Origin of the sequence: Ensifer sp. Root423 (genome assembly GCF_001426275.1) — a bacterium.
Taxonomy (GTDB): Bacteria; Pseudomonadota; Alphaproteobacteria; order Rhizobiales; family Rhizobiaceae; genus Ensifer; species Ensifer adhaerens.
Genome location: NZ_LMEG01000012.1, coordinates 222,610 through 245,540 on the forward strand (window position 1 = coordinate 222,610; position 22,931 = coordinate 245,540).

19 protein-coding genes are annotated in these 22,931 nt (G+C 63.8%); 9 read left to right on the forward strand and 10 right to left on the reverse strand.

The genetic code is table 11. The features are described from left to right. Positions 1–139 precede the first annotated feature (139 nt). The 4 genes from ASD01_RS13720 to ASD01_RS13735 form a co-directional block, all read right to left on the reverse strand. Positions 140–2,356: an FAD-dependent oxidoreductase gene (locus ASD01_RS13720; RefSeq protein WP_034797136.1), complete on the reverse strand. Its 2,217-nt coding sequence runs from the start codon at positions 2,354–2,356 to the stop codon at positions 140–142. A gap of 11 nt (positions 2,357–2,367) precedes the next feature. Further along, a complete protein-coding gene (locus ASD01_RS13725) occupies positions 2,368–2,781 on the reverse strand; it encodes a YbaY family lipoprotein (protein ID WP_034797135.1) in 414 nt (137 codons plus the stop codon). 2 nt (positions 2,782–2,783) lie between these two features. After that, positions 2,784–3,992, reverse strand: coding sequence for an acetyl-CoA C-acetyltransferase (locus ASD01_RS13730; RefSeq protein ID WP_034797134.1), 1,209 nt, complete (start codon positions 3,990–3,992; stop codon positions 2,784–2,786). Between the two features lie 72 nt (positions 3,993–4,064). Continuing rightward, on the reverse strand, positions 4,065–5,861 hold the full coding sequence (locus tag ASD01_RS13735) for an acyl-CoA dehydrogenase C-terminal domain-containing protein (protein ID WP_034797133.1): 1,797 nt from the start codon (positions 5,859–5,861) through the stop codon (positions 4,065–4,067). A 481-nt stretch (positions 5,862–6,342) separates the two neighbouring features. Between ASD01_RS13735 and ASD01_RS13740 the strand changes: the two genes are divergently transcribed. From ASD01_RS13740 to ASD01_RS13755, 4 genes are all read left to right on the forward strand, one after another. Further along, on the forward strand, positions 6,343–10,158 hold the full coding sequence (locus tag ASD01_RS13740) for a peptidoglycan-binding protein (protein WP_034797132.1): 3,816 nt from the start codon (positions 6,343–6,345) through the stop codon (positions 10,156–10,158). 340 nt (positions 10,159–10,498) lie between these two features. Continuing rightward, on the forward strand, positions 10,499–11,425 hold the full coding sequence (locus ASD01_RS13745; RefSeq protein ID WP_034797131.1) for a sulfite exporter TauE/SafE family protein: 927 nt from the start codon (positions 10,499–10,501) through the stop codon (positions 11,423–11,425). Further along, the gene (locus tag ASD01_RS13750) at positions 11,425–12,225 is read left to right on the forward strand and encodes a TIGR02186 family protein (RefSeq protein ID WP_060522335.1); all 801 of its coding nucleotides are present in this window, start codon (positions 11,425–11,427) and stop codon (positions 12,223–12,225) included. Before ASD01_RS13745 ends, ASD01_RS13750 begins: the two co-directional genes overlap by 1 nt. A 113-nt stretch (positions 12,226–12,338) precedes the next feature. After that, the gene (locus ASD01_RS13755; protein WP_034797129.1) at positions 12,339–12,575 is read left to right on the forward strand and encodes an Lrp/AsnC ligand binding domain-containing protein; all 237 of its coding nucleotides are present in this window, start codon (positions 12,339–12,341) and stop codon (positions 12,573–12,575) included. Positions 12,576–12,626: 51 nt separating this feature from the next. On the opposite strand, the gene pdeM is transcribed toward ASD01_RS13755, so the two are convergent. Beyond that, the gene (gene pdeM, locus ASD01_RS13760) at positions 12,627–13,352 is read right to left on the reverse strand and encodes a ligase-associated DNA damage response endonuclease PdeM (RefSeq protein WP_034797601.1); all 726 of its coding nucleotides are present in this window, start codon (positions 13,350–13,352) and stop codon (positions 12,627–12,629) included. Positions 13,353–13,466: 114 nt separating this feature from the next. Beyond that, positions 13,467–16,013: a ligase-associated DNA damage response DEXH box helicase gene (locus ASD01_RS13765; protein ID WP_034797128.1), complete on the reverse strand. Its 2,547-nt coding sequence runs from the start codon at positions 16,011–16,013 to the stop codon at positions 13,467–13,469. A gap of 108 nt (positions 16,014–16,121) precedes the next feature. Here ASD01_RS13765 and ASD01_RS13770 point away from each other — a divergent pair, with 108 nt between their 5' ends. Next, positions 16,122–16,625: an Rrf2 family transcriptional regulator gene (locus ASD01_RS13770; protein WP_034797127.1), complete on the forward strand. Its 504-nt coding sequence runs from the start codon at positions 16,122–16,124 to the stop codon at positions 16,623–16,625. Between the two features lie 34 nt (positions 16,626–16,659). Continuing rightward, complete coding sequence (locus tag ASD01_RS13775) at positions 16,660–17,124, forward strand: carboxymuconolactone decarboxylase family protein (RefSeq protein ID WP_034797125.1); 465 nt, start codon at positions 16,660–16,662, stop codon at positions 17,122–17,124. Between the two features lie 96 nt (positions 17,125–17,220). Here ASD01_RS13775 and ASD01_RS13780 read toward each other — a convergent pair whose 3' ends face one another. Further along, positions 17,221–17,856 (reverse strand): YitT family protein, encoded by a 636-nt coding sequence (locus ASD01_RS13780; RefSeq protein ID WP_060644095.1) that lies wholly within the window; start codon positions 17,854–17,856, stop codon positions 17,221–17,223. A 106-nt stretch (positions 17,857–17,962) separates the two neighbouring features. Continuing rightward, a complete protein-coding gene (locus ASD01_RS13785; protein ID WP_060529513.1) occupies positions 17,963–18,916 on the reverse strand; it encodes a methyltransferase in 954 nt (317 codons plus the stop codon). A 162-nt stretch (positions 18,917–19,078) separates the two neighbouring features. Here ASD01_RS13785 and ASD01_RS13790 point away from each other — a divergent pair, with 162 nt between their 5' ends. From ASD01_RS13790 to ASD01_RS13800, 3 genes are all read left to right on the forward strand, one after another. Beyond that, positions 19,079–19,345, forward strand: coding sequence for a DUF6460 domain-containing protein (locus ASD01_RS13790; protein ID WP_034797119.1), 267 nt, complete (start codon positions 19,079–19,081; stop codon positions 19,343–19,345). Between the two features lie 2 nt (positions 19,346–19,347). Beyond that, entirely contained in the window at positions 19,348–19,851 is a 504-nt protein-coding gene (locus ASD01_RS13795) for a CAP domain-containing protein (RefSeq protein WP_034797109.1), read from the forward strand. 309 nt (positions 19,852–20,160) lie between these two features. Further along, positions 20,161–21,516: an MATE family efflux transporter gene (locus tag ASD01_RS13800; RefSeq protein ID WP_034797107.1), complete on the forward strand. Its 1,356-nt coding sequence runs from the start codon at positions 20,161–20,163 to the stop codon at positions 21,514–21,516. Here ASD01_RS13800 and ASD01_RS13805 read toward each other — a convergent pair. Both ASD01_RS13805 and ASD01_RS13810 read right to left on the reverse strand, forming a co-directional pair. After that, on the reverse strand, positions 21,492–22,577 hold the full coding sequence (locus ASD01_RS13805; RefSeq protein WP_034797105.1) for a quinone-dependent dihydroorotate dehydrogenase: 1,086 nt from the start codon (positions 22,575–22,577) through the stop codon (positions 21,492–21,494). The two genes, ASD01_RS13800 and ASD01_RS13805, sit on opposite strands and share 25 nt — an antisense overlap. Beyond that, the gene (locus ASD01_RS13810; RefSeq protein ID WP_034797103.1) at positions 22,574–22,921 is read right to left on the reverse strand and encodes a DUF952 domain-containing protein; all 348 of its coding nucleotides are present in this window, start codon (positions 22,919–22,921) and stop codon (positions 22,574–22,576) included. The genes ASD01_RS13805 and ASD01_RS13810 overlap by 4 nt, the downstream gene beginning before the upstream one ends. Positions 22,922–22,931 lie beyond the last annotated feature (10 nt).

A 22,931-nucleotide genomic window follows, 5' to 3' on the forward strand; every position in this document is an offset into this window, starting at 1 on the left:
CCGCGCAGGCCTAGCACCACAACCGTAACAGAGTGATGGCGGCCGGGTGGGCGCTAAGCCGGCAAGGGCCTCGAGCAGGCCGGGCTCAAACGAAAACAGGCCCTCGAGGGGGCCTGCTTCCAATGCTATTCAGCGAACCTTACGCCGCCTGTTTCTTCTCGCCGTAGGGGTCGAAGCGGCCGTAGAAGGTCTCGCCGCGTTCGGCCATTTCCTTGAGGAGTGCCGTCGGCTTGAAGTGGTTGCCATAATCCTTGGCGAGCGTCTCGCACATCGTGACGAAGGCCTTCACGCCCATGCCGTCGATGTAGGAGAGCGTGCCGCCGGTGTAGGGAGCAAAGCCGAAACCGAGGATCGAGCCGACGTCTGCTTCGCGCGGATCGGTGACGATGCCTTCTTCCATGGTGCGGGCCGCTTCGAGCGCGATCGTCGCCAGGAACCGCTGCTTCAGCACCTCAACATCGATCTTGTCGGCGTTCTTCTGCGGATAGAGGGTTTTCAGCTCCGGCCACAGATACTTCTTGGCGGGCTTGGCCGGATACTCGTAGAAGCCCTTGCCGTTCTTGCGACCGCGACGGTCGAGATCGTCGACCATCTTGTTGATCAGCGCCAGGTGCTTGGGATCGACGGCCTTTTCGCCGAGGTCGGCGACGGTGGCCTTGAGGATCTTCTGGCTGAGGTCGATCGCCACTTCGTCGTTGAGCGACAGCGGGCCGACCGGCATGCCGGCCATCTTGGCGGCATTTTCGATCATCGCCGGCGGTACGCCTTCGATCAGCATGTCATAGGCTTCGTGGATGTAGCGGAAGACGCAACGGTTGACGTAGAAGCCGCGGGTGTCGTTGACGACGATCGGCGTCTTCTTGATCGCCGCGACATAGTCGAGTGCCACGGCGAGCGCCCTGTCGCCGCTCTCCTTACCGAGGATCACTTCCGTCAGCATCATCTTCTCGACTGGTGAGAAGAAGTGGACGCCGATGAACTGGCCCGGGCGCTTGGAGTTCTTGGCAAGACCGGTGATCGGCAGCGTCGAGGTGTTGGAGGCAAAGATCGCGTCTTCGGCAATCACCGCTTCCACCTTCTCGATCACGTCCTTCTTGACCTGGCGATCCTCGAACACCGCTTCGACGACGAGGCCGGCGGTCTTCAGGTCATTGTAGTCGGCCGAAGGGGTGATACGGGCAAGCAGCGCCTCGCCCTCTTCCTTGGTCAGGCGGCCCTTGCCGATCGAATCCTTGACCAGGCCTTCCGAATGCGCCTTGCCCTTTTCGGCCGCTTCCATGTCGCGGTCGATCAGCGTCACCGCAATGCCGGCAGCAGCCGTCACATAGGCGATCGAGGCGCCCATGAAGCCGGCGCCGACGACGCCGACATGCTTGAATTCGGACTTCGGCACGCCGGCCGGACGACGGGCGCCCTTGCCGAGTTCCTGCATCGAGACGAACAGCGAGCGGATCATCGAGAAGGCTTCGGTCGTTTGAAGGATCTCGGTGAAGTAGCGCTGCTCGATCTTGAGCGCCGTGTCGAACGGTACCTGCAGGCCTTCATAGACGCACTTCAGGATCGCGACGGCGCCCGGATAGTTGCCGTAGGTCTCGCGGCGCAGGATGCCGGAAGCGGCCGGCCAGAGCTGGGCCGAAGCCGGCGTCCAGATGCCGCCGCCTGGAACCTTGTAGCCCTTTTCGTCCCACGGCTGGACCGGCTTCAGGCCGTTCTTGATCATCGCCTTGGCCGCGTCGACCAGCTTGTCGGCATCGACGACTTCATGCACCAGGCCAAGCGCCTTGGCGCGGGCTGCCGTCAGCGACGAGCCTGTCGTCATCATCTGCAGCGCATCCTGCGCATTGGTCAGGCGCGGCACGCGCTGGGTGCCGCCGGCGCCCGGGAAAATGCCGACCTTGACTTCCGGCAGCGCGATCTTGACCGACTTGGAATTCGACGCGACACGGCCGTGGCAGGCGAGCGAAAGCTCGAAGGCGCCGCCCATGCAGGTGCCGTTGATCGCCGATACCCATGGCTTGCCCGAGGTTTCGAGCTTGCGGAAGAGCCCGGTCATGCGGCCAACGAGGTCGAAGAGCTTCTGGGCGGCGTTATCCGGATCCTTCTTCTTTTCTTCCTGCTGGAAGGTGAACATCGACTTGATCATGGAAAGGTCGGCGCCGCCGGAGAAGCTCGACTTGCCGGACGTAAAGACGACGCCCTTGACCGCTGCGTCGGCCGTGGTCTGGTCGACGATGGCGTTGAGCTCTTCCATCACCTCCTGAGTGAAGACGTTCATCGACTTCTCAGGCATGTCCCAGGTGACGAGCGCGATGCCGTCAGCGTCGGTCTCGATCTTGAAATTGGTGTAATTCGTCATGGTTCTCCCCCTCAGTAGAGAATGGGTTCGATCTGCAGCGAGACGTTCGATCCGCCGCTGTAACGTTGCTTGCTGGTGTTGGTGGCGATCAGCCGGCCGTCGCGCTCGACGCGAATGGTGAAGCCCGCGTCGACAGCCTTGTCGAGTTCGGGCTTCGGCACCTGCAGCACGAAGGGCACGCGGGTGGCCTTGCCGTCGCTGACGACCGAAGTCTCGGCGATCAGTTTGGCGGCCACGTCCATCACGCCCTGCTCTTCGAGCCGGATCGTGACGGTGCCGGCCGGAACCGGGCCGCTCGCGACATTGGAGATCGCACCGGTGAGCGTGAAGCTGTCGCCGCCTTCCTCCTCGTCGGAGACGCAGCCCGCGGCTGCAAGCAGCCCCAGGCCCATCACTCCGACAAGGGTGCGGCGCATCACGTCCATGGTCAGACCCTTTCGATGATCGTGGCCGTGCCCATGCCGGCGCCGATGCAGAGCGTGACGAGCGCGGTGTTGAGATCGCGGCGCTCCAGTTCGTCGAGCACGGTGCCGAGGATCATCGCGCCGGTTGCGCCGAGCGGATGGCCCATGGCGATCGCGCCGCCGTTGACGTTGATCTTGTCGTGCGGGATGTCGAAGGCCTGCATGTAGCGCAGCACGACGGCCGCGAAGGCTTCGTTGAGCTCGAAGAGGTCGATGTCCGACAGCTTCATGTCGGCGCGCTTCAGAAGCTTTTCGGTGACGTCGACCGGGCCGGTCAGCATCAGTGCCGGGTCGGAGCCGATGTTGGCGAAGGCGCGGATGCGGGCGCGGGGCTTCAGGCCCATGCTTTCGCCGCCGGCCTTGGAGCCGAGCAACACGGCAGCAGCGCCATCGACGATGCCCGAAGAGTTGCCGGCGTGGTGCACGTAGTTGATCTTCTCAATTTCAGGATGCGCCTGGATGCCGACGGCTTCGAAGCCGCCCATTTCGCCCGGCATCTGGAAGGACGGGTTGAGCGAAGCGAGCGCCTGCATGTCGGTGCCCGGACGCATGTGCTCGTCGCGGTCGAGGATGGTCAGGCCGTTCTGGTCCTTGAAGGGCACGACGGACTTCTTGAAGTAGCCCTGTTCCCAGGCGTGCGCCGCACGCTTCTGGCTTTCGACCGCATAGGCGTCGACGTCGTCGCGGCTAAAACCGTACTTGGTGGCGATCAGGTCGGCCGAAACGCCCTGCGGCATGAAGAAGGCCGGCAAGTTGACCGAGGGGTCCATGAACCAGGCGCCGCCCGACATGCCGAGGCCGACGCGCGACATCGATTCAACGCCGCCGGCAATCACGATGTCGTCGGCGCCTTGGGCGATCTTGGCTGCGCCAAAGTTGACGGCGTCGAGGCCGGAGGCGCAGAAGCGTGAAATCTGCATGCCAGGCGCACGGGTCGAATAACCGGCTTCGAAGGCGGCAGCTTTCGGGATCACCGCGCCTGCGTCCATCACAGGATCGACGCAACCCATGATGATGTCGTCCACGGTCGAGGTGTCGAGGTCGTTGCGGTCACGCACCGCTTCCAGCATCTTGGCTGCCAGGCGAACAGACGGCACTTCGTGCAGCGATCCGTCCTTCTTGCCACGGCCGCGCGGTGTGCGCACGTGGTCGTAAACGAAGACTTTCGTCATGTCTCATCTCCCTTTCGGCAGCACCGTCAGGTGCTGCCCGTCAAAACATTTTAGATCGAACCCGCGGCGGGATTAGAAAGCGGCCGCATCGAGCGCCATCAGCGTGTCGGCGCCGGTTTCGATGCGGGCCTTGCGCAGGGCCGTTTCCGGCAGGATCCTTTCCATGAAGAAGGTCGCGGTGATCAGCTTGTTCTTCAGATAGTCTGCGCGCGCCGTTTCGCCAGAGGCAAGCTTTTCCTCGGCGGTCTTGGCGATCTTCGCCCACATGTAACCAAGGACGACGAGACCGAAGAGGTGCATGTAGTCGGTCGAGCCGGCGCCGGCATTGTCGGGCTTGGCCATCGCGTTCTGCATGAACCACATGGTGGCCGCCTGCAGGTCGTTGAGGCCTTTCTTCAGCGCCTTGGTATAGGCGGCGAGCTTTTCGTTGCTGCGGTTTTCCTCGCAGAAATCGCCGATCTCCTTGAACAGCGCCATGACGGCGCGGCCGCCGTTGAGGCCTAGCTTGCGGCCGACGAGGTCGAGCGCCTGGATGCCGTTGGCGCCTTCATAGATCATCGCTATGCGGGCATCGCGGACATACTGGCTCATGCCGTGTTCTTCGATGTAGCCGTGACCGCCGAACATCTGCTGCGCCATGACGGCATGGTCGAAGCCCTTGTCGGTAAGTACGCCCTTCAGGATCGGCGTCATCAGGCCGAGGACGTCGTCGGCCGTCTGGCGGTCGGCATCATTGTCGGAGCGGTGGGCGATGTCGGACTTGAGCGCGGTCCAGAGCGTGAAGGCGCGGCCGGCTTCGTTGAAGGCCTTGATCGTCATCAGGGTGCGGCGCACGTCCGGATGCACGATGATCGGGTCGGCCTTCTTGTCCGGCGCCTTCGGGCCGGAGAGCGAACGGCCCTGGATGCGGTCGCGCGCATAGTTGGCGGCATTCTGGTAGGCGATTTCAGCAATCGAGAGACCCTGCAGGCCGACGCCGAGGCGCGCCTCGTTCATCATCACGAACATGGCGTTGAGGCCCTTGTTCTCCGTGCCGATGAGATAGCCCTCGGCCTCGTCATAGTTCATGACGCAGGTCGAGTTGCCGTGGATGCCCATCTTGTGTTCGATCGCGCCGCAAGAAACACCGTTGCGTTCGCCCGGCTCGCCGGCGGCATCAAGCTTGAACTTCGGTACGATGAACAGTGAAATGCCCTTCACACCCTCGGGCGCGCCCTCAATGCGGGCGAGCACCAGATGGATGATGTTGTCCGACATGTCGTGTTCGCCGGCAGAGATGAAGATCTTCTGGCCGGAGATCTTGTAGGCGCCGTTGCCGGTGGGCACTGCCTTCGTGCGCAGGAGGCCGAGGTCCGTCCCGCAATGCGGCTCGGTGAGATTCATCGTTCCGGTCCAGGTGCCGGCAACCATCTTCGGCAGGTAGGCCTGCTTCTGCTCGTCCGTGCCATGCACGAGGATCGCGGCGATCGCGCCCTGGGTGAGGCCCGGATACATGGTCAGTGCCATGTTGGCCGACGACATGTATTCGCCGACGGCGGTGTGCAGCGTATAGGGCAGGCCCTGGCCACCGAATTCTTCGGGCACGGCAAGGCCAAGCCAGCCGCCTTCGCGGTAGAGGTCGAAGGCTTCCTTGAAGCCCTTCGGCACGCTGACCGAACCGTCGTCGCGACGCTTGCAGCCTTCCTGGTCGCCGGAAAGGTTGACCGGAAACAGGGCTTCTTCGGCAAGCTTGGCAGCTTCGCCGACGATCGCTTCGATCATGTCGGGCGTCGCATCGGCAAATCCGGGCAGGTTGTTGTAGCGCTCGATGCCGAGCACGTCGTTCAGGATGAAGAGGGTATCGTCGACCGGAGCCTTGTAGATGGGCATTCTTTCCTCGCCTTTGGTGCTTCGGGCTGCCGTCTCTCGTCGTCGACGCCCGGTTGCAGGATGCCGGATGCGCCGCCATCCTCATTGATTCCAGGGCATCGTCTCCCTCCCGTGCTTCCACGGGACAGCGGGATGCTCCAGGGCGGTCTCGCATCGTTGGCCGGATGCTACAAAATTTTGACGTTTGCGTAAACGTCAAAAATTGCGTGTCGTGCAGTTTGGTGGTGTGTCGGGGAGGTCGGCGGCACCGCGGCGCCTCAACTTCGCACGATCCTGCCAAATCGTTAAAAAATCATCCGCAGGTTAACCGCTTGTTTACCACGTTTCGTGAAAGGTGCGTGTTGAGATGGTCAAAGCTGCAACCTGTCCTGGCGTCGCATCGTTGTAGTTTTGCCCGCGTCGGAAGCGCCACAGGGGTGAAGAAAGCAGTTTTCTTCCGTGACGACTTTCGAGATGGCCGACGACAGGGGCGAAGAACAACATGAGCGGATTGCGATCAAATCCTCAGCGCGCAGGCAGCCAGTCCTATAGCGAGCGGCCGTCGCTCGACGCCTTGAACCGCACCATCGAAGGATTGGAGGCGCGGATCGAAGGCCTGATGAGCGGCACGGCCCGCGACCCGGCGCCAAGGCCGCCCGAGCGCCAGCCCGCCCGCGAACCCGTGCGGGAAACGGCCTCGCCCCGCGATGCCGTCGCCGAAATCATGCAGCGCCAGCGCAGCCTCAGCACCTCGCGCGAGCGCCCGACGCTTCGCGACCGGATGCCGCAGCGCGAGCCGGAACGTTATGCCCCCGAACGCCCCGTCTCCGATCGTTACGTCGAAGAGCCGCGCCAGCAACCGCTTCACAGCCAACCTCCGCGGCCCGCCTCCGCGGTCAACGATATCGCCGAAGCGCTTGTCGGTTTGCGCCAGGACCTGAAGCGCGACATCACTGACGGCCTGACGCGCGAGATGAATTCGCTGCGCACCGAAATTCGCGGCATCAAGGCGCAGGCGCAGGATCACAGCTTTGCCGAAGACGTGCGCGGCGACATGCAGCGCCTTGCCGATAGCATCCAGCATCTCGGCCGCCAGGCATCGCCCGCCCAGGCCGATGCGCTGCGCGGCGATTTTGACGACCTGCGCGCGATGATCGACGGTCTCGCGCGCGAAGACAGCATGCGCCGGATGGAAAACCGCTGGAGCGGTGTCGAAGACCGGTTGATCGCCTTTGATCAGAACCGCGACGACGAACTGGTCGCGCTCGCCTATCGCCTGGACGAAATCAAGTTGCAGATCGGCTCGCTCCAGGGAAGCTCCGCCGTCGACGCGCTGGAAGACAAGCTGATCGCCGTCGCCCAGGCGATCGAAATGCTCGGTCGCCAGATCCAGCCGGACGATCGCCGCCTCGTCTCGCAGTTTGCCGATCTCGACAGCCGTCTCGACGAAATCAGCCGCGCCATCGCGGCCAACACTCGCACGACGTCCGGGCTGGATTCCAGCTTTGTCAATCGCCTGGAAAGCCGGCTTGGCGATCTCTCCCGCCAGATCGACAGCCTGTCGCGCCCGAACGACGGTGGGCTCGGTGCGCGCCTCGAAGCCTTGACCGTCCGGGTCGAGGATCTCGCCGGTGAAAAGGCGGCTGCCCGCTTGGAAGAGCGGCTGGACCAGCTGTCGCTGATGATGGAGCGCAGCAGCAGGACCGCGCAGTCAGACCTCAACGATTACCTGTCGGACATTTCCCGCAAGATCGAAGCTCTCGACCAGGGCAGCGTCAACGACGCGCTCGCCGAACGGCTGGACTATCTCGCCCGCCGGATCGACGAGCTTGACACCCATGGCGCCCAGCCCGCTTCCGATCCGCGTTTCGACCGGCTGGAAGATCGCCTGGTCGGTATCGCGCAGCGTCTGGAAGAGACCTACGCCGCGCCGTTCGACGACCGCGCGGCACTTCAGAACCTTGAAGCCCAGATTGCCAACCTGTCGACGCTGGTCAGCCAGCCGCGGGCGGACGTCGCCCAAAGCGCCATGCCCGTCGACTACGAAAGCCGCATGACCGCGCTCGAGGACTATTTCTCGACCAGCGACGAGTACATCGTGGAAGCCGCGCGCCAGGCCGCCGAAGCTGTGATGGAAGCCTATTCCAAGAACGGCCCTTCGCAGGCCTCCGCCGGTGGCGATCTGGCAGCGATCTCGGCGCTTGCCGAAGACTTGAGGACGCTTGAGGACTTGAGCCGCTCCAGCGAAGAGCGGACTGCGCGCACCTTCGAGGCGCTGCACGAAACGCTCGTCCACATTGCCGACAAGCTGGAGCGCATCGAAAACCGCGAGCCGGCAATGGCGGCGCAGCCTGCCATGGCGGTGGTGCGCGAAGCGGCTCAGATGCCGCGCGCCGCACAGCCGGAGTTCCACGACCCCTTCGGTGGCGGCGATCTTGATGATCGCTACGACGACCTGCAGCGCAATGTCCGTGCCCTCCAGGCAGAGGACCAGGCCGTCGCGGTTCAACCCGCCGAACCGGCAACAGCCCTTGCCGACGATGCGCAGATTTCGACCGTCGAGCTCGAAGAAGAGCGCGAGCCGGCTGCCGCCGCCCGCACCGGCCTGCTCGCCGGCCTCACCCGGCGCTTTTCCGGCAAGCGCTCGGAACCGGCGCCGGAACAGGCACGCAAGCTCGTAGAGCCGACCCCGTCGATCGATCCCTCCGAAATGCTCGCGCCGGAAGAAGCGAACCAGCTGCTCGAGCCGGGCTCCGGCGTTCCCGACGTGAAGAAGATCCTGGAACGCGTGCGCGCCGGGCAGATGAACAAGGCAGGCATCCAACCGGCCGATGGCGACAAATCGGACTTCATCGCCGCCGCCCGCCGCGCCGCCCAGCTTGCCGTCGAAGAGACCGACACCCTCAACAAGACCGGCGACAAGGCCGCGACGTCCGGCATCGGCGGCGCCTTCGCCCGCCATCGCCGGCCGATCCTCATGGCCGTCGGCGCCGTTCTTTTGGCGATCATGTCTTACCCGCTGGTCAGCTCGATGCTAAACAAGGACGAGATGCCGGTCGAACCGGTCGCGGTCATCGAGCAGACGGTCACTCCGCAGGCAGCCGAGTTCAAGGCCGCCGACGACCACCTGGTGCAGGGCACGACCGTCGCGGCGCAGGAAGCACCGGTTACCGCGTCTGAGACGGCCGTTGCGACACCGCTCGATTCCGTCGAAACGCCCGTGAAGCCTCCCGAGGCCTCGATCGCGGTGACGGCAACGACCATGCCGACGACCACCTTTGCAACGCCCGAAGACAAGGCGCCGATGCTTGCGCCGGTCGCCGAAACGAAGACGCCGGTCACCGAGTTCCAGCCGGCTCCGGCCGTAGCGACGCCGGTGGCGAACGCTTCGCTCGCCAGCGCGCCGGTCGATGGCGCCGCGATGACCCCGGCGACGACAGCTGCTGCCGCTGTGCCCACCGACGTCGTGTTGCCGGAAGGTTTCGGTCCGGTCGCGCTGGTGACCGCGGCCAAGGGCGGCGACCCGCTCGCCTTCTACGAAATCGCCGTGCGCTTCACCGAGGGCCGTGGTGTTCAGGAAAACATGGCTGAAGCCGCCAAATGGTATCAGCGCGCCGCCGATGCCGGTGTCGTGCCGGCACAGTACCGCCTCGCGACCCTTTACGAGAAGGGCACCGGCGTGACGCGCGACGCGGCGAAGGCGAAGGCGCTTTATATCGCTTCCGCTGGCCAGGGCAACGCCAGCGCCATGCACAACCTCGCGGTGATGCTGGCAAGCGGCCGCGATGGCGCGCCTGACTTCAACGAGGCAACGAAGTGGTTTGCGAAGGCGGCCGAGCTCGGCATCCGCGACAGCCAGTTCAACCTTGCGGTTCTCTATGCCCGTGGCAACGGCGTGCCGCAGGACCTGACGGAATCCTACAAGTGGTTCTCGGCGGCTGCCCGCGAAGGCGATCTCGATGCCGGCGCCAAGCGCGACGAAGTTGCCAAGGCGATGAAGCCGGAGCAGCTCGAAAGCGCCAAGGCCAAGGCGGAAGCCTGGAAGGTTGAACCGGTCGACGCCAAGGCAAACAGCGTCGACGTTCCGGATGCCTGGGTTGGCCCGGCCAACAAGACCGCCAGCGTCGACATGAGCAAGGCGGTCCGCAACATTCAGGCGATCCTCAACAACAACGGCTTTGACGCTGGCAAGGCGGATGGGCAGATGGGCAAGAAGACCGTCGCCGCCATCAAGGCCTTCCAGAAGTCGGTCGGCCAGGAGCCGACGGGCGAAATCACCGAGCAGCTGGTCAAGGAATTGCTGAAACGCAATTCCTGACCCTTGGGTCTTGCGCCGTAATAAAGCCGCAGAGCCGAGCGACACGGGTTGCGGGTGGCGCAGCCATCCGCCATGTGGCTGAAAAGGTTGAAATCTCGGGCTGCTGCATAATTCCTTAATCGGAATCGGGCTAAGGAAGAACCGATGCAGCAATCAAGGTCCGATTCGTGGCCTTGGCACGTCCTGGCGGAAGCGCAACGCTGCAGGAGTGCATGACGGAGGCCGCCTCGCCCTCGGGAGAGGTGCCGGCCCTTCGAATATTCCCTCAATCGTGGTGATTTGATTGCCACACTGACTGGTTCGCCCGCATCGCGGGCCGTTGGCATATCGAGGTCCCGGCGTGTCGATTTATCTGCCCATCGCAGAGTTGTCGGTGAACATACTCATCATTCTCGGTATGGGCGCCGCAGTCGGCTTTCTGTCCGGCATGTTCGGCGTCGGTGGCGGGTTCCTGATCACCCCGCTCCTGATCTTCTACAATATTCCTCCCGTCGTAGCGGTAGCGACCGGTGCCAACCAGGTGGTGGCCTCGTCGATTTCGGGGGCGATCACGCATTTCCGGCGTGGCACGATAGACATCAAGCTCGGCACGGTGCTCTTATGCGGTGGTCTTGCCGGCGCGACCGTCGGCGTCTGGCTGTTCTCGCTGCTGCGTCGCCTCGGCCAGCTCGACCTGGTGATCTCGCTGCTTTACGTCGTGCTGCTCGGCACCGTTGGCGGCCTGATGCTTTGGGAGAGCGTCGTCGCCATGCGCAAGGCGGCCAAGAACCAGCAGACGACCTTGCGTCGCCCTGGCCAGCACAACTGGGTGCATGGCCTGCCCTTGAAGATGCGCTTCAAGAAATCGAAGATCTACCTGAGCGTCATCCCGGTTGTCGCCCTCGGCTTCTGCATCGGCATCCTGACCTCGGTCATGGGTGTCGGCGGCGGCTTCATCATGGTGCCGGCGATGATCTATCTCCTGCGCATCCCGACTAACGTCGTCGTCGGCACGTCGCTGTTCCAGATCATCTTCGTTTCGGCCTACACGGTCATCGTCCAGGCTTCGACCAACTACACCGTCGATATCGTGCTCGCCTTCGTACTGATGATCGCCGGTGTCATCGGTGCCCAATACGGCGTACGCGTCGGCCAGAAGCTGCGCGGCGAACAGCTGCGCGCATTGCTGGCCTTGCTTGTTCTTGCCGTCGGCATCCGTCTGGCAATCGAGCTCATCATTCCGCCGAAGGACGTCTATTCGGTCGTATCCGCGGGGTTCGGTTTCTGATGATCCGCCTCGCCCGCACAGCTCTCGCTCTCCTTGTTCTGGCTTTCGCCGCCCCGGCGCAGGCAGCCATCCAGGACGAGAATGCCGACTTCACCGAGAAGCTGGAGATCGGCATCTCCACCGACGAGATCGCCATCACTTCCGATTTCCGCGGCGCCGACCTGACGATCTTCGGCGCCGTCGACGGCTTCGATCAGGGCCTGCTGGCCCAGGGGCGCTACAACATCGTCGTCAGCCTCGAAGGGCCCAAGGACAACGCGACGGTGCGTAAGAAGGAGCGCGTCTTCGGCATCTGGGTGAACACCAGCTCCATGACCTTCGAGCTAGTGCCTGAATCCTATTCGCTGTCGTCGACGCGCGATATCGAGACGATCGCGCCGCCCGGCGAGATGGGCAACATGGGCATCGGCGTCGACCACATGCGGCTGGTGCCGCTCGGCTTCGTGGGTGACGGCAGCAATCTCGGCGAATTCCGCAACGCCTTCCGCCGCATCCGCGAGACCAGCGGCGTCTACGAGCGCGATCCCGGCGGCGTGCAGTTCATCAGCTCCAGCCTCTTCAAGGCCTCGGTGCGCTTGCCGGCCAACGTGCCGAACGGCGTGCATGTGGTTCGCGCCTATCTCTTCCGTGACGGCGTCTTCGTCGCCGCCAAGGCGCTGCCGCTGCGTGTCGTCAAGACCGGCCTGGAACAGTTCATCACCCAGGCGGCACACCAGCAGCCGCTGCTCTATGGCCTCATGGCCGTGCTGCTCGCCGTCATCACCGGCTGGGGCGCCAGCGTGATCTTCCGCAAGGAATAGTGACGGGCGATCTTCGCCGACGTTTCCTTTTGCGCGCCGGAGCGCTATGGAAAGGCATGCCGAATGCGTTTCATCAGCGCATGCCATGGCAAATAAAAAACAGAGGAAGCTCGATGAAACCGATTTTTGTCCAGTTGCAGTGCGCTCCCGGCAAGACCTACGAGGTTGCCGACGAGATCTACCGCAAGGAGATCGTTTCGGAGATGTATTCGACGAGCGGCGATTACGACCTGATCATCAAGGTCTATATCGAAGAAGGCCAGGACATCGGCAAGTTCATCAACGACAACATTGCCACGGTGCCGGGCATCTCGCGCTCGCTGACGACGCTGACCTTCAACGCCTTCTGATTACCGGCGGATCCCCGGCGCGGGAGAGCCGCGCCGTTTTCCCCGCCCTCTTCAGGCGATGAGATTGGCAAAGCGAACCGAATAGATCCGGTCGCGCCCGAGCATATGGGCGACAAGCTTGCTGCGGTCGAAGAGGCCGGTCATCGCCCGGTGCCTGAGATCGAGCCCGCCAGTGGTGACCCCGAAAGCCGGCATCAGCATGCGCGTGCCATCGGTCGCAAAGCAAGCGCGGCGCACCGCTCTTTCCCGTCTTACCACCGTTGCAGCCGGATGCAGGTGCCCGGCGATCTCGCCGACGGCATCGCCGCGCTTCGGCTCGTGCCGGAAGGTCAGGCCCGCATGGCCGAGTTCGTCCATCGAGGCGCCCGGCAGGCCGAAAGCGCCGTCCGGGTCGTGGTTGCCGTTGATCCAGACCCATTCGCGCCCATGCGCCATGGCGGCAACCATGTGCCGGAAATCATCGGGCATTGCCGCCGAACCGACGCGGTCATCGAAGTTGTCGCCGAGGCTGATGACGAACTTCGGGTCGTGCCGCGCGATCGCCGCTTCAAGCACACGCAGCGTCGCCAGCGTATCGTAAGGCGGCAAAAGCATGCCACGGCGGGCAAAGGCGGAGCCTTTCTCCAGATGCAGGTCGGAGACGACCAGCGTGCCCGTCTCCGGCAGGTAGAGGCTACCGAGCGGATCGCAGATCGCGATGACGCCGTTGACGATTGTCTGCGCATGGAGGAGGGGGGCAGTCGTCTGAGCCGAGAGGGCGTGGGCGAGGCGGTGCATGGTCACGGTCTCGCACATTGTGTTGCGAGGATAGTACCCCCCTCTGGCCGGCAGGCCAGAGGGGGGTAACCCGCCGATATCGACAGACTGCTCATTCTCGAAACCATTTTCCTATCAATCCACATCCAGACCGCCCATCGCCTCGTGGATCAGGTCGTCGGCGGCTTCCGACAGCAGGAAGTCCTGCGCTTCGCCCTGGACCATTTCCTTGCCGATCTCCAGCATGACGGGCACCGCCAGCGGCGAGATCCGGTCGAGCCGTCGATGCGTGATGTGGCCCTTGATTCGCTTCAGCATATCCCCGAGGCGGGCGATGTCCAAAAGCCCCGTCGCCGCATCGTTGCGGGTCGCTTCGAGCAGCAGGTGATCCGGCTCGTGCGCGTGCAATACGTCGTAAATGAGGTCTGCCGAGACCGTCACCTGCCGGCCGGTCTTTTCCTTGCCGGGATGGCGCTGGTCGATGAGGCCGGCGATGACGGCGCAGTTGCGGAAGGTCCGTTTGAGCAGGAAGGATTCGTTGAGCCAGGCTTCGAGGTCGTCGCCGAGCATGTCCTCGTCGAAGAGATCGGCAAGCGCGCCGCGCCTGAGCTCGAAGGTGGCCCCGAGGTCGTCGAGCGCCCAGACCGCCAGCGAGTAATCGGTGGCGACGAAACCGAGCGGTTTCAGCCCGGCGCGATCGAGCCGGCGGGTAAGCAGCATGCCGAGCGTCTGGTGCGCCAACCGCCCTTCGAAGGCATAGATGACCATGTAATGGCGGCTGCCGCGCGGAAAGGTCTCGATCAGAAGCTCGTCCTCGCGCGGCAGCATCGAGACGTCCTTCTGCAAGGACAGCCAGTCGCGCACCTGTTCCGGCAGCGCTGCCCGGCGCGCCGGATCGGCAAGCATCCTGCGGACCTGCTCGGCGAGATAGGTCGACAGCGGAAACTTGCCGCCAGCATAGCTCGGCACCTTGGGATCGAAGGTAAAGGCCTGGCTGACCAGGCACTCGTTTTCGCGGATGCCCTCGAAACGCAGCACCTTGCCGGAGAACATGAAGGTGTCGCCCTGCGAGAGCATTTCGAGAAAGTACTCTTCGACCTTGCCGAGCGGCATGCCGCCGCGGCCAAGCGAGCCGCGGGCGTTGCGCTTGACCAAACGCACGTTCAGCATCGGCGATTCGACGATGGTTCCGACGTTCAGCCGGTACTGTTGCGCCACCAGCGGATTGGAGACGCGATAGAGCCCGTCCTTGGTCTTGCGGATGCGGGCATAGCGCTCGTAGGTCTTCAGCGCATAGCCGCCGGTCGCAACGAAATCGATGACGCGCTCGAAGGTCTCCCAGGCGAGCGTCGCATAAGGCGAGGCGGTGGTGATTTCATCGAACAATGCGAGCGGATCGAAAGGCGCGGCGCAAGCCATGCCGAGCACGTGCTGGGCGAGCACGTCGAGAGCGCCCTTGCCGACGGGTGGCGTGTCCTGCGCGCCGATATAGTTGGCGTCGAGTGCGGCCTGGCATTCCATCACCTCGAAGCGGTTGGCCGGCACCAGGATCGCCTTCGACGGTTCGTCCATGCGGTGGTTGGCGCGGCCGATGCGCTGGGCAAGGCGACTCGCGCCCTTCGGTGCGCCCACATGCACGACGAGATCGACATCGCCCCAGTCGATGCCGAGGTCGAGCGTCGAGGTCGCAACGACCGCCCGAAGGCGGTTCTCCGCCATCGCCGCCTCGACTTTGCGGCGCTGGGCGACGTCGAGCGAACCGTGATGCAGCGCGATCGGCAGGTTGTCGTCGTTGATCGTCCAGAGCTCCTGGAAGAGCAGCTCCGCCTGGCTGCGGGTGTTGACGAAGAGCAGGGTTGTGCCGTGCTCCTTGATCGCTTCGTAGACATCGGCGATGGCGTAGCGTGCCGAGTGCCCGGCCCAGGGCACATGCTCCTCGGTCTTCAGAATGGAGATCTGCGGCTTGGCCCCGCCCTGGACCTGGACGAGACCGGCATGGTTGTGCGCGTCCGGCTCTTGCGGCGCCAGCCAACGCTGCAGATCCATCGGGTCGGCGACCGTTGCCGAGAGGCCGATCGTCTGCAGGCCGGGCGCCAGCCGGCGCAGCCGCGCCAGACCGAGGGAGAGAAGATGGCCGCGTTTGGAGGTGACGAGCGAATGCAGCTCGTCAAAGACGACGTAGCGCAGGTCCTTGAAGAAGCGTTGCGCCTCGCCGTTGGCGAGCAGCAGCGCGAGTTGCTCCGGCGTCGTCAGCAGAATGTCGGGCGGATTGAGTTTTTGTCGCTGACGCTTGGCGGTCGGCGTATCGCCGGTACGGTTTTCGACGCGCACAGGCAGTCCCATTTCGCCGACCGGTTTCATCAGGTTGCGCTCGATATCGACGGCGAGCGCCTTCAGAGGCGAGATGTAGAGCGTGTGGATGCCGACGAAGGCTGCGCCCGGCGGGATCTTGCCGCGCCGGGTGAGATCGACCAGCGAAGGCAGGAAGCCGGCGAGCGTCTTGCCGGCGCCGGTCGGAGCGATCAGCAGCGTGCTTTCCCCGGCCTCGGCGCGGGCGAGCAGCTCCAGCTGGTGCGCACGCGGCCGCCAGCCCTTCTCGCCGAACCAGCGCAGAAAGGGAGCGGGCAGGGTCAGGGCATCGCCCTGCGGCTCTCTGGAATCGATCCTGTTCACGGAGAACAAAGGTAGATCAAATCCGCCAAAAGAGAAGCCTGTCCGATGGGTGCAATCACAGGCATTGACTCTCCGTCTAATCATAGATAAAAATTATCCACGATTAAGGAGCCGCCCATGAAACTCGGTGACGGGGTCGAGCAGGCCATTCACAGCGTGACGATGCTGAGCTGTCTTCAGCCCGGCAGCACCCTGTCGGCGGCCGCTCTTGCCGAGTTCCATGGCGTCTCTACGAGCTATCTCTTGAAGCACCTGCAGGCGATGTCCGGTGCCGGACTGCTGGAGGCAGTTCCGGGTCCTAAGGGCGGTTACCGGCTCGCGAAGACGCCGGAGAAGATTACCTTGCTCGATATCGTACTTGCGGTCGAAGGCCCGGAGCCGGCGTTCCGGTGCAACGAGATCCGGCTGCGCGGTCCCAATCCCTATGCCTGCAAGCCGACCGCGCCCTGCACCATCAATGTCGCGATGCTGAAGGCCGAGCAGGCCTACCGCACCGAACTCAGGCGCGTGACCATCGCCAGCATCCTGGATGACCTCAACGCCAAGGATGACGGCAGCGTATGGGCGCGAACCGAAGCCTTTCTGGCGATCAACGAGCGCAAATCGTCCGCCAGCGCCTGACCCCCATCAACCCGTTAAGCCCAAGGAGAAGACCATGCAGCCGCGTTTCAACTTCGTTCAAGCCGCTCCCGATGCCTACAAGGCCGCGGCCGCCTTCGACAGCTACATCGTCAAGGAATCCGGCCTGGAGCCGCGCCTGATCCACCTGATCAAGCTGCGCGCCTCGCAGATCAACGGCTGCGCCTATTGCATCGACATGCATGTGAAAGAGGCGCGCCACACCGGTATGAGCGAGCAGTGGATTCACCTGATCTGCGCCTGGCGGGAATCGCCGATCTATGACGCGCGTGAGCGCGCCGTGCTCGCGTGGACGGAATCGCTGACCAACCTTGCCCAGACCGGCGCACCCGACGCGGATTTCGAGCCGCTGCGCGCGCACTTCAGCGAGGCTGAAATCACCAAGATCACCATGGCGATCGGCGTCATCAATGTCTGGAACCGTGTCGCTGTCGGCCTGCGCTCGCAGCATCCGGTCGATCAGCCGGTCAAGGCCGCCTGATATCGCGTGAGGAGCTTCCAGCTAGCCCCGAGGTCCGCTTCGGGGCTAGCTGCTCTGCATCCTAGAGCATCCGCGTTCAGATGAACGCACGGCGCTCTAGAGCGCGATGTAACGATCTGCGCGGTGGTTGATGGCCACGAACAGGTTCAAGACGACAGCACCGAGCACCGACCAGGCAACGACGGTGGGCGAAGTCACGCCGAAGGCGAAGACAAGCACGACCATGTCGATCGCAAGCTGCACGAGGCCGGCGCGAATGCCGAAGCGCTCCTGCAGATAGATGCCGAGAATACCGACGCCGCCGAGGCTGGCGCGGTGGCGGTAGAGCGCAAGCAGGCCGTAGCCGAGCAGAAGTCCGCCGAGCAGGGCCGCCCAGGCCGGCTGGATCGTGCCGATCTGGAAGAGGCGCGACTGGATGTCTGTCAGCAACGAGGTCACGCCGATGGCGATGAAGGTTTTGACCGTGAAGGCCGGGCCAAGTCGCTTCAGCGAAAGATAGAAGAACGGCAGGTTGAGCAGGAAGAAGGCGAGGCCGAAATTGATGCCGAAGGCATAGTGCAAGAGGAAGGCGACGCCCGCCGTGCTGCCGGTCAAAAGGCCGGCGCTTGCGAGGAAATAGAGGCCGAGCGCCGCAATCAGGCTGCCGGTAAAGATGCCCTGCAGGTCCTCGACGGCGGAGTGCCGGGTGGGACTGGTGTTCCAGAGACCGAAAACGCTGCTGATCTGGGCCATGGCAAATCCTCGATTGCGATGGCTTGAGCAATGCTGCAATGCACAACAACAATCAAGAAAAATATGTCAGTTATGCTGACCTATTTTTGCGACTCTGCCTTGCGTTTTATGCAGGCTTGCGCGCCAGGAACAGGATGCCGAAGACTGGCTCTCCCGCATCCATGCGGATGACCGTGTGCTCCATGGCCACAAGCTCCAGTCCATGCGTTGCGCAGAGGCCGCGGACATAGGTCTCGCTGTGAGCGTAGCGCAGCGACGGCCGCAGCAGGAACTCCTCCCCATCGCCGGCGTCTTCTACCGAGAACGCAAAATGGCCCTGAGGGGTGAGCAGGCGCGTGGTGATGTCGAAGACACTGTCGAGATTGCCGAGATACATGAGCACGTCGGCGGCGCTGACGAGATCGGCTCGGGCGGTGGCGAAGTTGCCGAAGATGCCGGAAACCTCCGGCGAAAGAGAGAGATCGGCGCGGGCCAGCCGATCGTAGGTGGATTTCGCCTCGGCCTTGGCGAGCATGTTGATGGAGATGTCGAAACCTTCGAGGAACTGTGCCTGATCCCGGATGCGCTCGCCGAAGAGGCCGGTGCCGCACCCGAGATCCGTCACATGCTCGAAGATGAGGCCTCCCGTGTGGCTTTGCCCGATATGGCTTTGAATGAGCGCCGCGAGCTTCTGCGGCACGGTATAACCGAGTTTCTCCACCAGGGCCTTGTCGAAGCGATCGGCATAGTCGTCGAAGAGGCGCTCGACATAGAGGCTCGGGGGCTGTTCGGGCATGGCCGCAGCGCCAAGCAGAGCCAGTTTGAGGCCGGCGCCGAAGATATCCTGGGGGCTGAGCGCCAGCGTTTTCCTCAGCGCTTCGATCGCCGCCTCTTTCCGGCCAGATTTTTCTTCATAGTCCGCGAGCCGAAACCAGCCGGCTGCCCAGTTGGGTGCCTGTTCCAGCGCTTGCGCCATGAGTTCGGCCGCACTTGCGGGCTCGCCGCCCTCGGCAAGCATTTTTGCGTAGTCGGCGCGGCGGTCGGCGATCAGGTCGCCGGAGGAGAGCTGGTTGAGCGTCATCAATGTGAGATGTTGGTTGCGATTAGCGCTTCTGACGCCGGATGCCGCAAAATACAAGCGGAATCTGGCGCGATCGGAAGCGCGGGCCGTGCCCGCCGGGGCCGGTGACTTGCGACGTTGCCGATCGCGGCTTATGTGAAGACAAACAGGAGAAGTTCGCTGATGTCGGACGGAATGAACAGATTCTTGGGTGACTCGCCGCTGCGTGTGCTGGTCAAGCTCATCGTGGTGTCGATCCTCGTCGGCTTCGTGATGAGGATGTTCGGCTGGTATCCGACCGATATCTACTTCGCCGTCCGCAACTTCCTGCTCGACCTCTGGTACACCGGCTTTGCAGCGCTTGGTCGGGTCGGCGACTATCTGCTGCTCGGCGCCGTGATCGTTGTGCCGGCCTTCGTCATCCTGCGCGTCCTGAACTTTCGGCGTTGACGATGCAGGACCGCCTTCTTCTGATCGAACGCCGCGGGCTGCTGCGTGCGACCGCCATCCTCTCGCTCGGCGCACTTGCCGGCTGCACGACGTCCAAGGTGCTGATGCCCGAAAGCGGCACCGGCAGCGACCAGACCGCAGCGAGCCTCGGTTATGTCAACAAGCTGCGCAAGGGCAAGGGCCTGACCGAGCTCGTCGCCGACCATGCGGCGTCCGTCGCTGCGATGAACCAGGCGGCGCGCATGGCCAAGGCCGGCAAGATGCAGCACCTGATCGGCTGGAACGACAGTTTCTACGACCGCATGAAGGGCCAGGGCGTGACGCTTCCGGCCGCCGAAAACATCGCCGTGGGCCAGGACGATGCCGAACGCGCCTATGACGCCTGGTACAGGTCGCCCAAGCATCTCGAAAACATGCTCGGCAATTACCGTGGCCTGGGCGTTGCCGTCGCGCAGAACGCAGCCTCCGGCAACCGTCCGTTCTGGGCGATGGTACTTTCGGGCTGATAGCGTCCACATTCGTATGGAACTGCGCCCCTCATCCCCCTGCCCGGACAATCTCCCCGCAGGCGGGGAGACGGAGGCTTGCCGCGCCCTTCCAATTCACTGTGACTGATATCCGGACTTTCCTTCGGTCGATGCCGGGGGTGACGTTGCGTTCGCCACGTCCCCTCTCCCCGCTTGCGGGGGAGAGGGCTAGGGTGAACGGCTCTTGCCGCATTGGGACGTTTTCGCCGAGCTGCACGACGCGCTTGCATCCCCCCATGCTCATTCCCTAAAACGGTCATCTCTCACCTACCACGCCCGGACCGTTCGATGACCGCCTCTTCCGCCTCGCCGAGCGACGCTGCCGGCCCGTTCCATGTCACCCATCGGCTGATCCTGGCGATCGCGCTGCCGATGACGCTCGGCTTTCTGACGACGCCTTTGCTTGGCCTCGTCGATACTGCCGTTGTCGGCCGCATGGGGCAGGCAACCTTGCTGGCGGGCCTTGCCGTCGGCGCCATCCTGTTCGACCTGATCTTCACCAGCTTCAACTTCCTGCGGGCAGCGACCACGGGCCTGGTTGCCCAGGCCTATGGCCGCGGCGACCGGCGCGAGCAGCAGGCGGTGTTCTGGCGCTCGCTGATCATCGCGCTCGTTTGCGGCACGATCAGCCTGCTCGTTTCGCCGGTGCTTTTGTCCGGCGGCCTCTGGCTGATGGGACCGGAGCCTGAAGTGGCTGATGTCACCAGCACCTACTTTCTCTGTCGCATCCTTTCGGCACCGGCGGCGCTTGCCAACTACGCCATCCTTGGCTTCGTGCTCGGCCGCGGCGAAGGCACCATCGGGTTGATGCTGCAGACGCTGATCAACGGCATCAACATCGTGCTGTCGATCCTGCTCGGCCTGGTGTTCGGCTGGGGTGTTATGGGGGTGGCGCTGGCGACCGTTACCGGCGAGGTGATCGGGTCTCTCGCCGGATTTGCCATCGTCTATGGCCGTTTCGACAGAAAGGATGCGCCAAGCTGGGCCGAGATCTTCGATCGCGAGCGGCTGAAGCCGCTTTTCGGCCTCAACCGCGACATCATGATCCGCTCGTTCCTGCTTCTGGCCGCCTTCACGCTGATGACCCGCATCGGCACCGCCTTCGGGCCTGTGACGCTTGCCGCCAATGCGGTGCTAATGACGATCTTCCTCGTTGCCGGCTACTATCTCGACGGCCTTGCCAATGCGGCGGAACAGCTCATCGGCCGCTCGATCGGCGCCGGTTACCGCCCGGCCTTCGACCGTGCGCTGCGGCTGACGGCGGCCTGGTCGCTGGGGCTTGCACTGGTGACGACCGTTGCCTTCCTGCTGTTCGGCGGCAGGCTCATCGATCTTCTGACGACGGCCCCGGATGTTCGCGCGGCGGCTTACGAATATCTGCCCTGGGCCGCAGTGACGGCGATGACCGGCGCGCTCGCCTTCCTGATGGACGGCGTCTTCATCGGCGCCACATGGTCGCGCGAGATGCGCAACATGATGCTGGCGGCCTTTGTCGGTTATGCCGCAGCGCTCGCCGTGCTGGTCCCCGCCTTCGGCAATCATGGCCTGTGGGCGGGGCTCAACCTGTTCCTGTTAATGCGCGGGCTGTTCCTCTTGTCGCGGATCCCGATGAAGGCGCGTCAGACGTTCCTGCCGGCCCAGTAGTCGAGACGGCTGTCGCGGATATCGCGGATCGAGGTGAGACGCTCGCGCTCACAGAGATCCGAGAGGCCACGTACGATGCGGTCCGGCAGGGCAGGGCCCTCATAGACCATGCAGGAATAGAGCTGAACCAGATCGGCGCCGGCGCGGATCTTTTCGGCCGCGGTTTCGGCCGAGCTGACACCGCCAACGCCGATGATCGGCAGCTTCGGGCCGACACGCTTGCGCATGCGGGCAAGCACCGCCGTCGACTTTTCAAACAGTGGCTTGCCCGAGAGGCCACCGGACTCCTTCGCTTGGGCCTGATCCTTGAGGCCGTCGCGCGAAAGCGTCGTGTTGGAGACGATCAGGCCGTCGAGATTGTGTGCCAGCACTTCGGCAGCGATATCGTCCATGCCTTCTTCGGTGAGATCGGGCGCGATCTTCAGGAAGACGGGAACACGGCGATTGCTGCGCAGCGCCTCTTCGTCGCGCGCGGCAAGCACCGCCGACAACAGGGCGGCGAGACTTTCGCGCGCCTGCAGGTCGCGCAGACCCGGCGTGTTCGGCGAGGAGATGTTGGCGGTGAAATAGCGGGCGACCGAGTAGAACGTATGGATGCCGCTGACATAGTCGGCGATGCGGTCGGCGCTGTCCTTGTTGGCGCCGATATTGACGCCGATCAGCGCATCGCGCGAACAGGCCTTCAGCCGCGCCAGCGCTGCGCCATGGCCTTCATTGTTGAAGCCGAGGCGATTGATCACCGCTTCGTCCTCGACCAGGCGGAAAATGCGCGGCTTGTCGTTGCCTGCCTGCGGCTTCGGCGTGACGGTGCCGATCTCGGTGAAACCGAAGCCGATCTTCAGCAGTGCTTCCGGCACCTCTGCATTCTTGTCGTAGCCGGCCGCCATGCCGATCGGGTTCGGAAAAACGATGCCAGCGACTGTCTGCGCAAGCCGCTTGTCGGCCTTGGCGGGACAGTTCGGCACGAGCCCGGTCTTCAGCGCCTTGATCGAAAGGCCGTGCGCGGCCTCCGGATCGAAGAGGAAAAGGCCGCGGCGGGCAAGGCTGGTCAGCGGGTTCATGCATCAAGTTCCGGGAAGATATGCGCGCCGTCGGCGCCGAGCGGCAGGGGCTTTTCCCAGAGAACGGCCGACAGGAAGAGGGGGGCATAGAGATGTGGGAAGAGGGCGCCGCCGCGCGAGGGTTCATAGACCAGCTCTTCGCCAAGTGCGTCGCCGTCGACGGCGACCAGAAGCAGGCCTTCCTGTCCCTCGAAGTAGCGCGCTGCCGTCTCGACCACCTGTTCACCGGTCGAAAAATGGACGTAACCGTCGGCGAGATCGACCGGCGCGCCGTCGAAGCGCCCGCTGCGCTTGGCTTCCTGCCACAGCAATGCCGGAACGATTTTGTAGATGATGGAACTCATGGTGCCCGTC

Bases quoted from the DNA above. Each gene is read 5' to 3' on its own strand.
- ASD01_RS13730 (WP_034797134.1), bottom strand. From the start codon at position 3,992: ATGACGAAAGTCTTCGTTTACGACCACGTGCGCACACCGCGCGGCCGT.
- ASD01_RS13780 (WP_060644095.1), bottom strand. From the start codon at position 17,856: ATGGCCCAGATCAGCAGCGTTTTCGGTCTCTGGAACACCAGTCCCACC.
- ASD01_RS13770 (WP_034797127.1), top strand. From the start codon at position 16,122: ATGAAACTCGGTGACGGGGTCGAGCAGGCCATTCACAGCGTGACGATG.
- ASD01_RS13785 (WP_060529513.1), bottom strand. From the start codon at position 18,916: ATGACGCTCAACCAGCTCTCCTCCGGCGACCTGATCGCCGACCGCCGC.
- ASD01_RS13790 (WP_034797119.1), top strand. From the start codon at position 19,079: ATGTCGGACGGAATGAACAGATTCTTGGGTGACTCGCCGCTGCGTGTG.
- ASD01_RS13795 (WP_034797109.1), top strand. From the start codon at position 19,348: ATGCAGGACCGCCTTCTTCTGATCGAACGCCGCGGGCTGCTGCGTGCG.
- ASD01_RS13735 (WP_034797133.1), bottom strand. From the start codon at position 5,861: ATGCCCATCTACAAGGCTCCGGTCGACGATACCCTCTTCATCCTGAAC.
- ASD01_RS13800 (WP_034797107.1), top strand. From the start codon at position 20,161: ATGACCGCCTCTTCCGCCTCGCCGAGCGACGCTGCCGGCCCGTTCCAT.
- ASD01_RS13725 (WP_034797135.1), bottom strand. From the start codon at position 2,781: ATGGACGTGATGCGCCGCACCCTTGTCGGAGTGATGGGCCTGGGGCTG.
- ASD01_RS13750 (WP_060522335.1), top strand. From the start codon at position 11,425: ATGATCCGCCTCGCCCGCACAGCTCTCGCTCTCCTTGTTCTGGCTTTC.
- ASD01_RS13810 (WP_034797103.1), bottom strand. From the start codon at position 22,921: ATGAGTTCCATCATCTACAAAATCGTTCCGGCATTGCTGTGGCAGGAA.
- pdeM (WP_034797601.1), bottom strand. From the start codon at position 13,352: ATGCACCGCCTCGCCCACGCCCTCTCGGCTCAGACGACTGCCCCCCTC.
- ASD01_RS13720 (WP_034797136.1), bottom strand. From the start codon at position 2,356: ATGACGAATTACACCAATTTCAAGATCGAGACCGACGCTGACGGCATC.
- ASD01_RS13805 (WP_034797105.1), bottom strand. From the start codon at position 22,577: ATGAACCCGCTGACCAGCCTTGCCCGCCGCGGCCTTTTCCTCTTCGAT.
- ASD01_RS13775 (WP_034797125.1), top strand. From the start codon at position 16,660: ATGCAGCCGCGTTTCAACTTCGTTCAAGCCGCTCCCGATGCCTACAAG.
- ASD01_RS13755 (WP_034797129.1), top strand. From the start codon at position 12,339: ATGAAACCGATTTTTGTCCAGTTGCAGTGCGCTCCCGGCAAGACCTAC.
- ASD01_RS13740 (WP_034797132.1), top strand. From the start codon at position 6,343: ATGAGCGGATTGCGATCAAATCCTCAGCGCGCAGGCAGCCAGTCCTAT.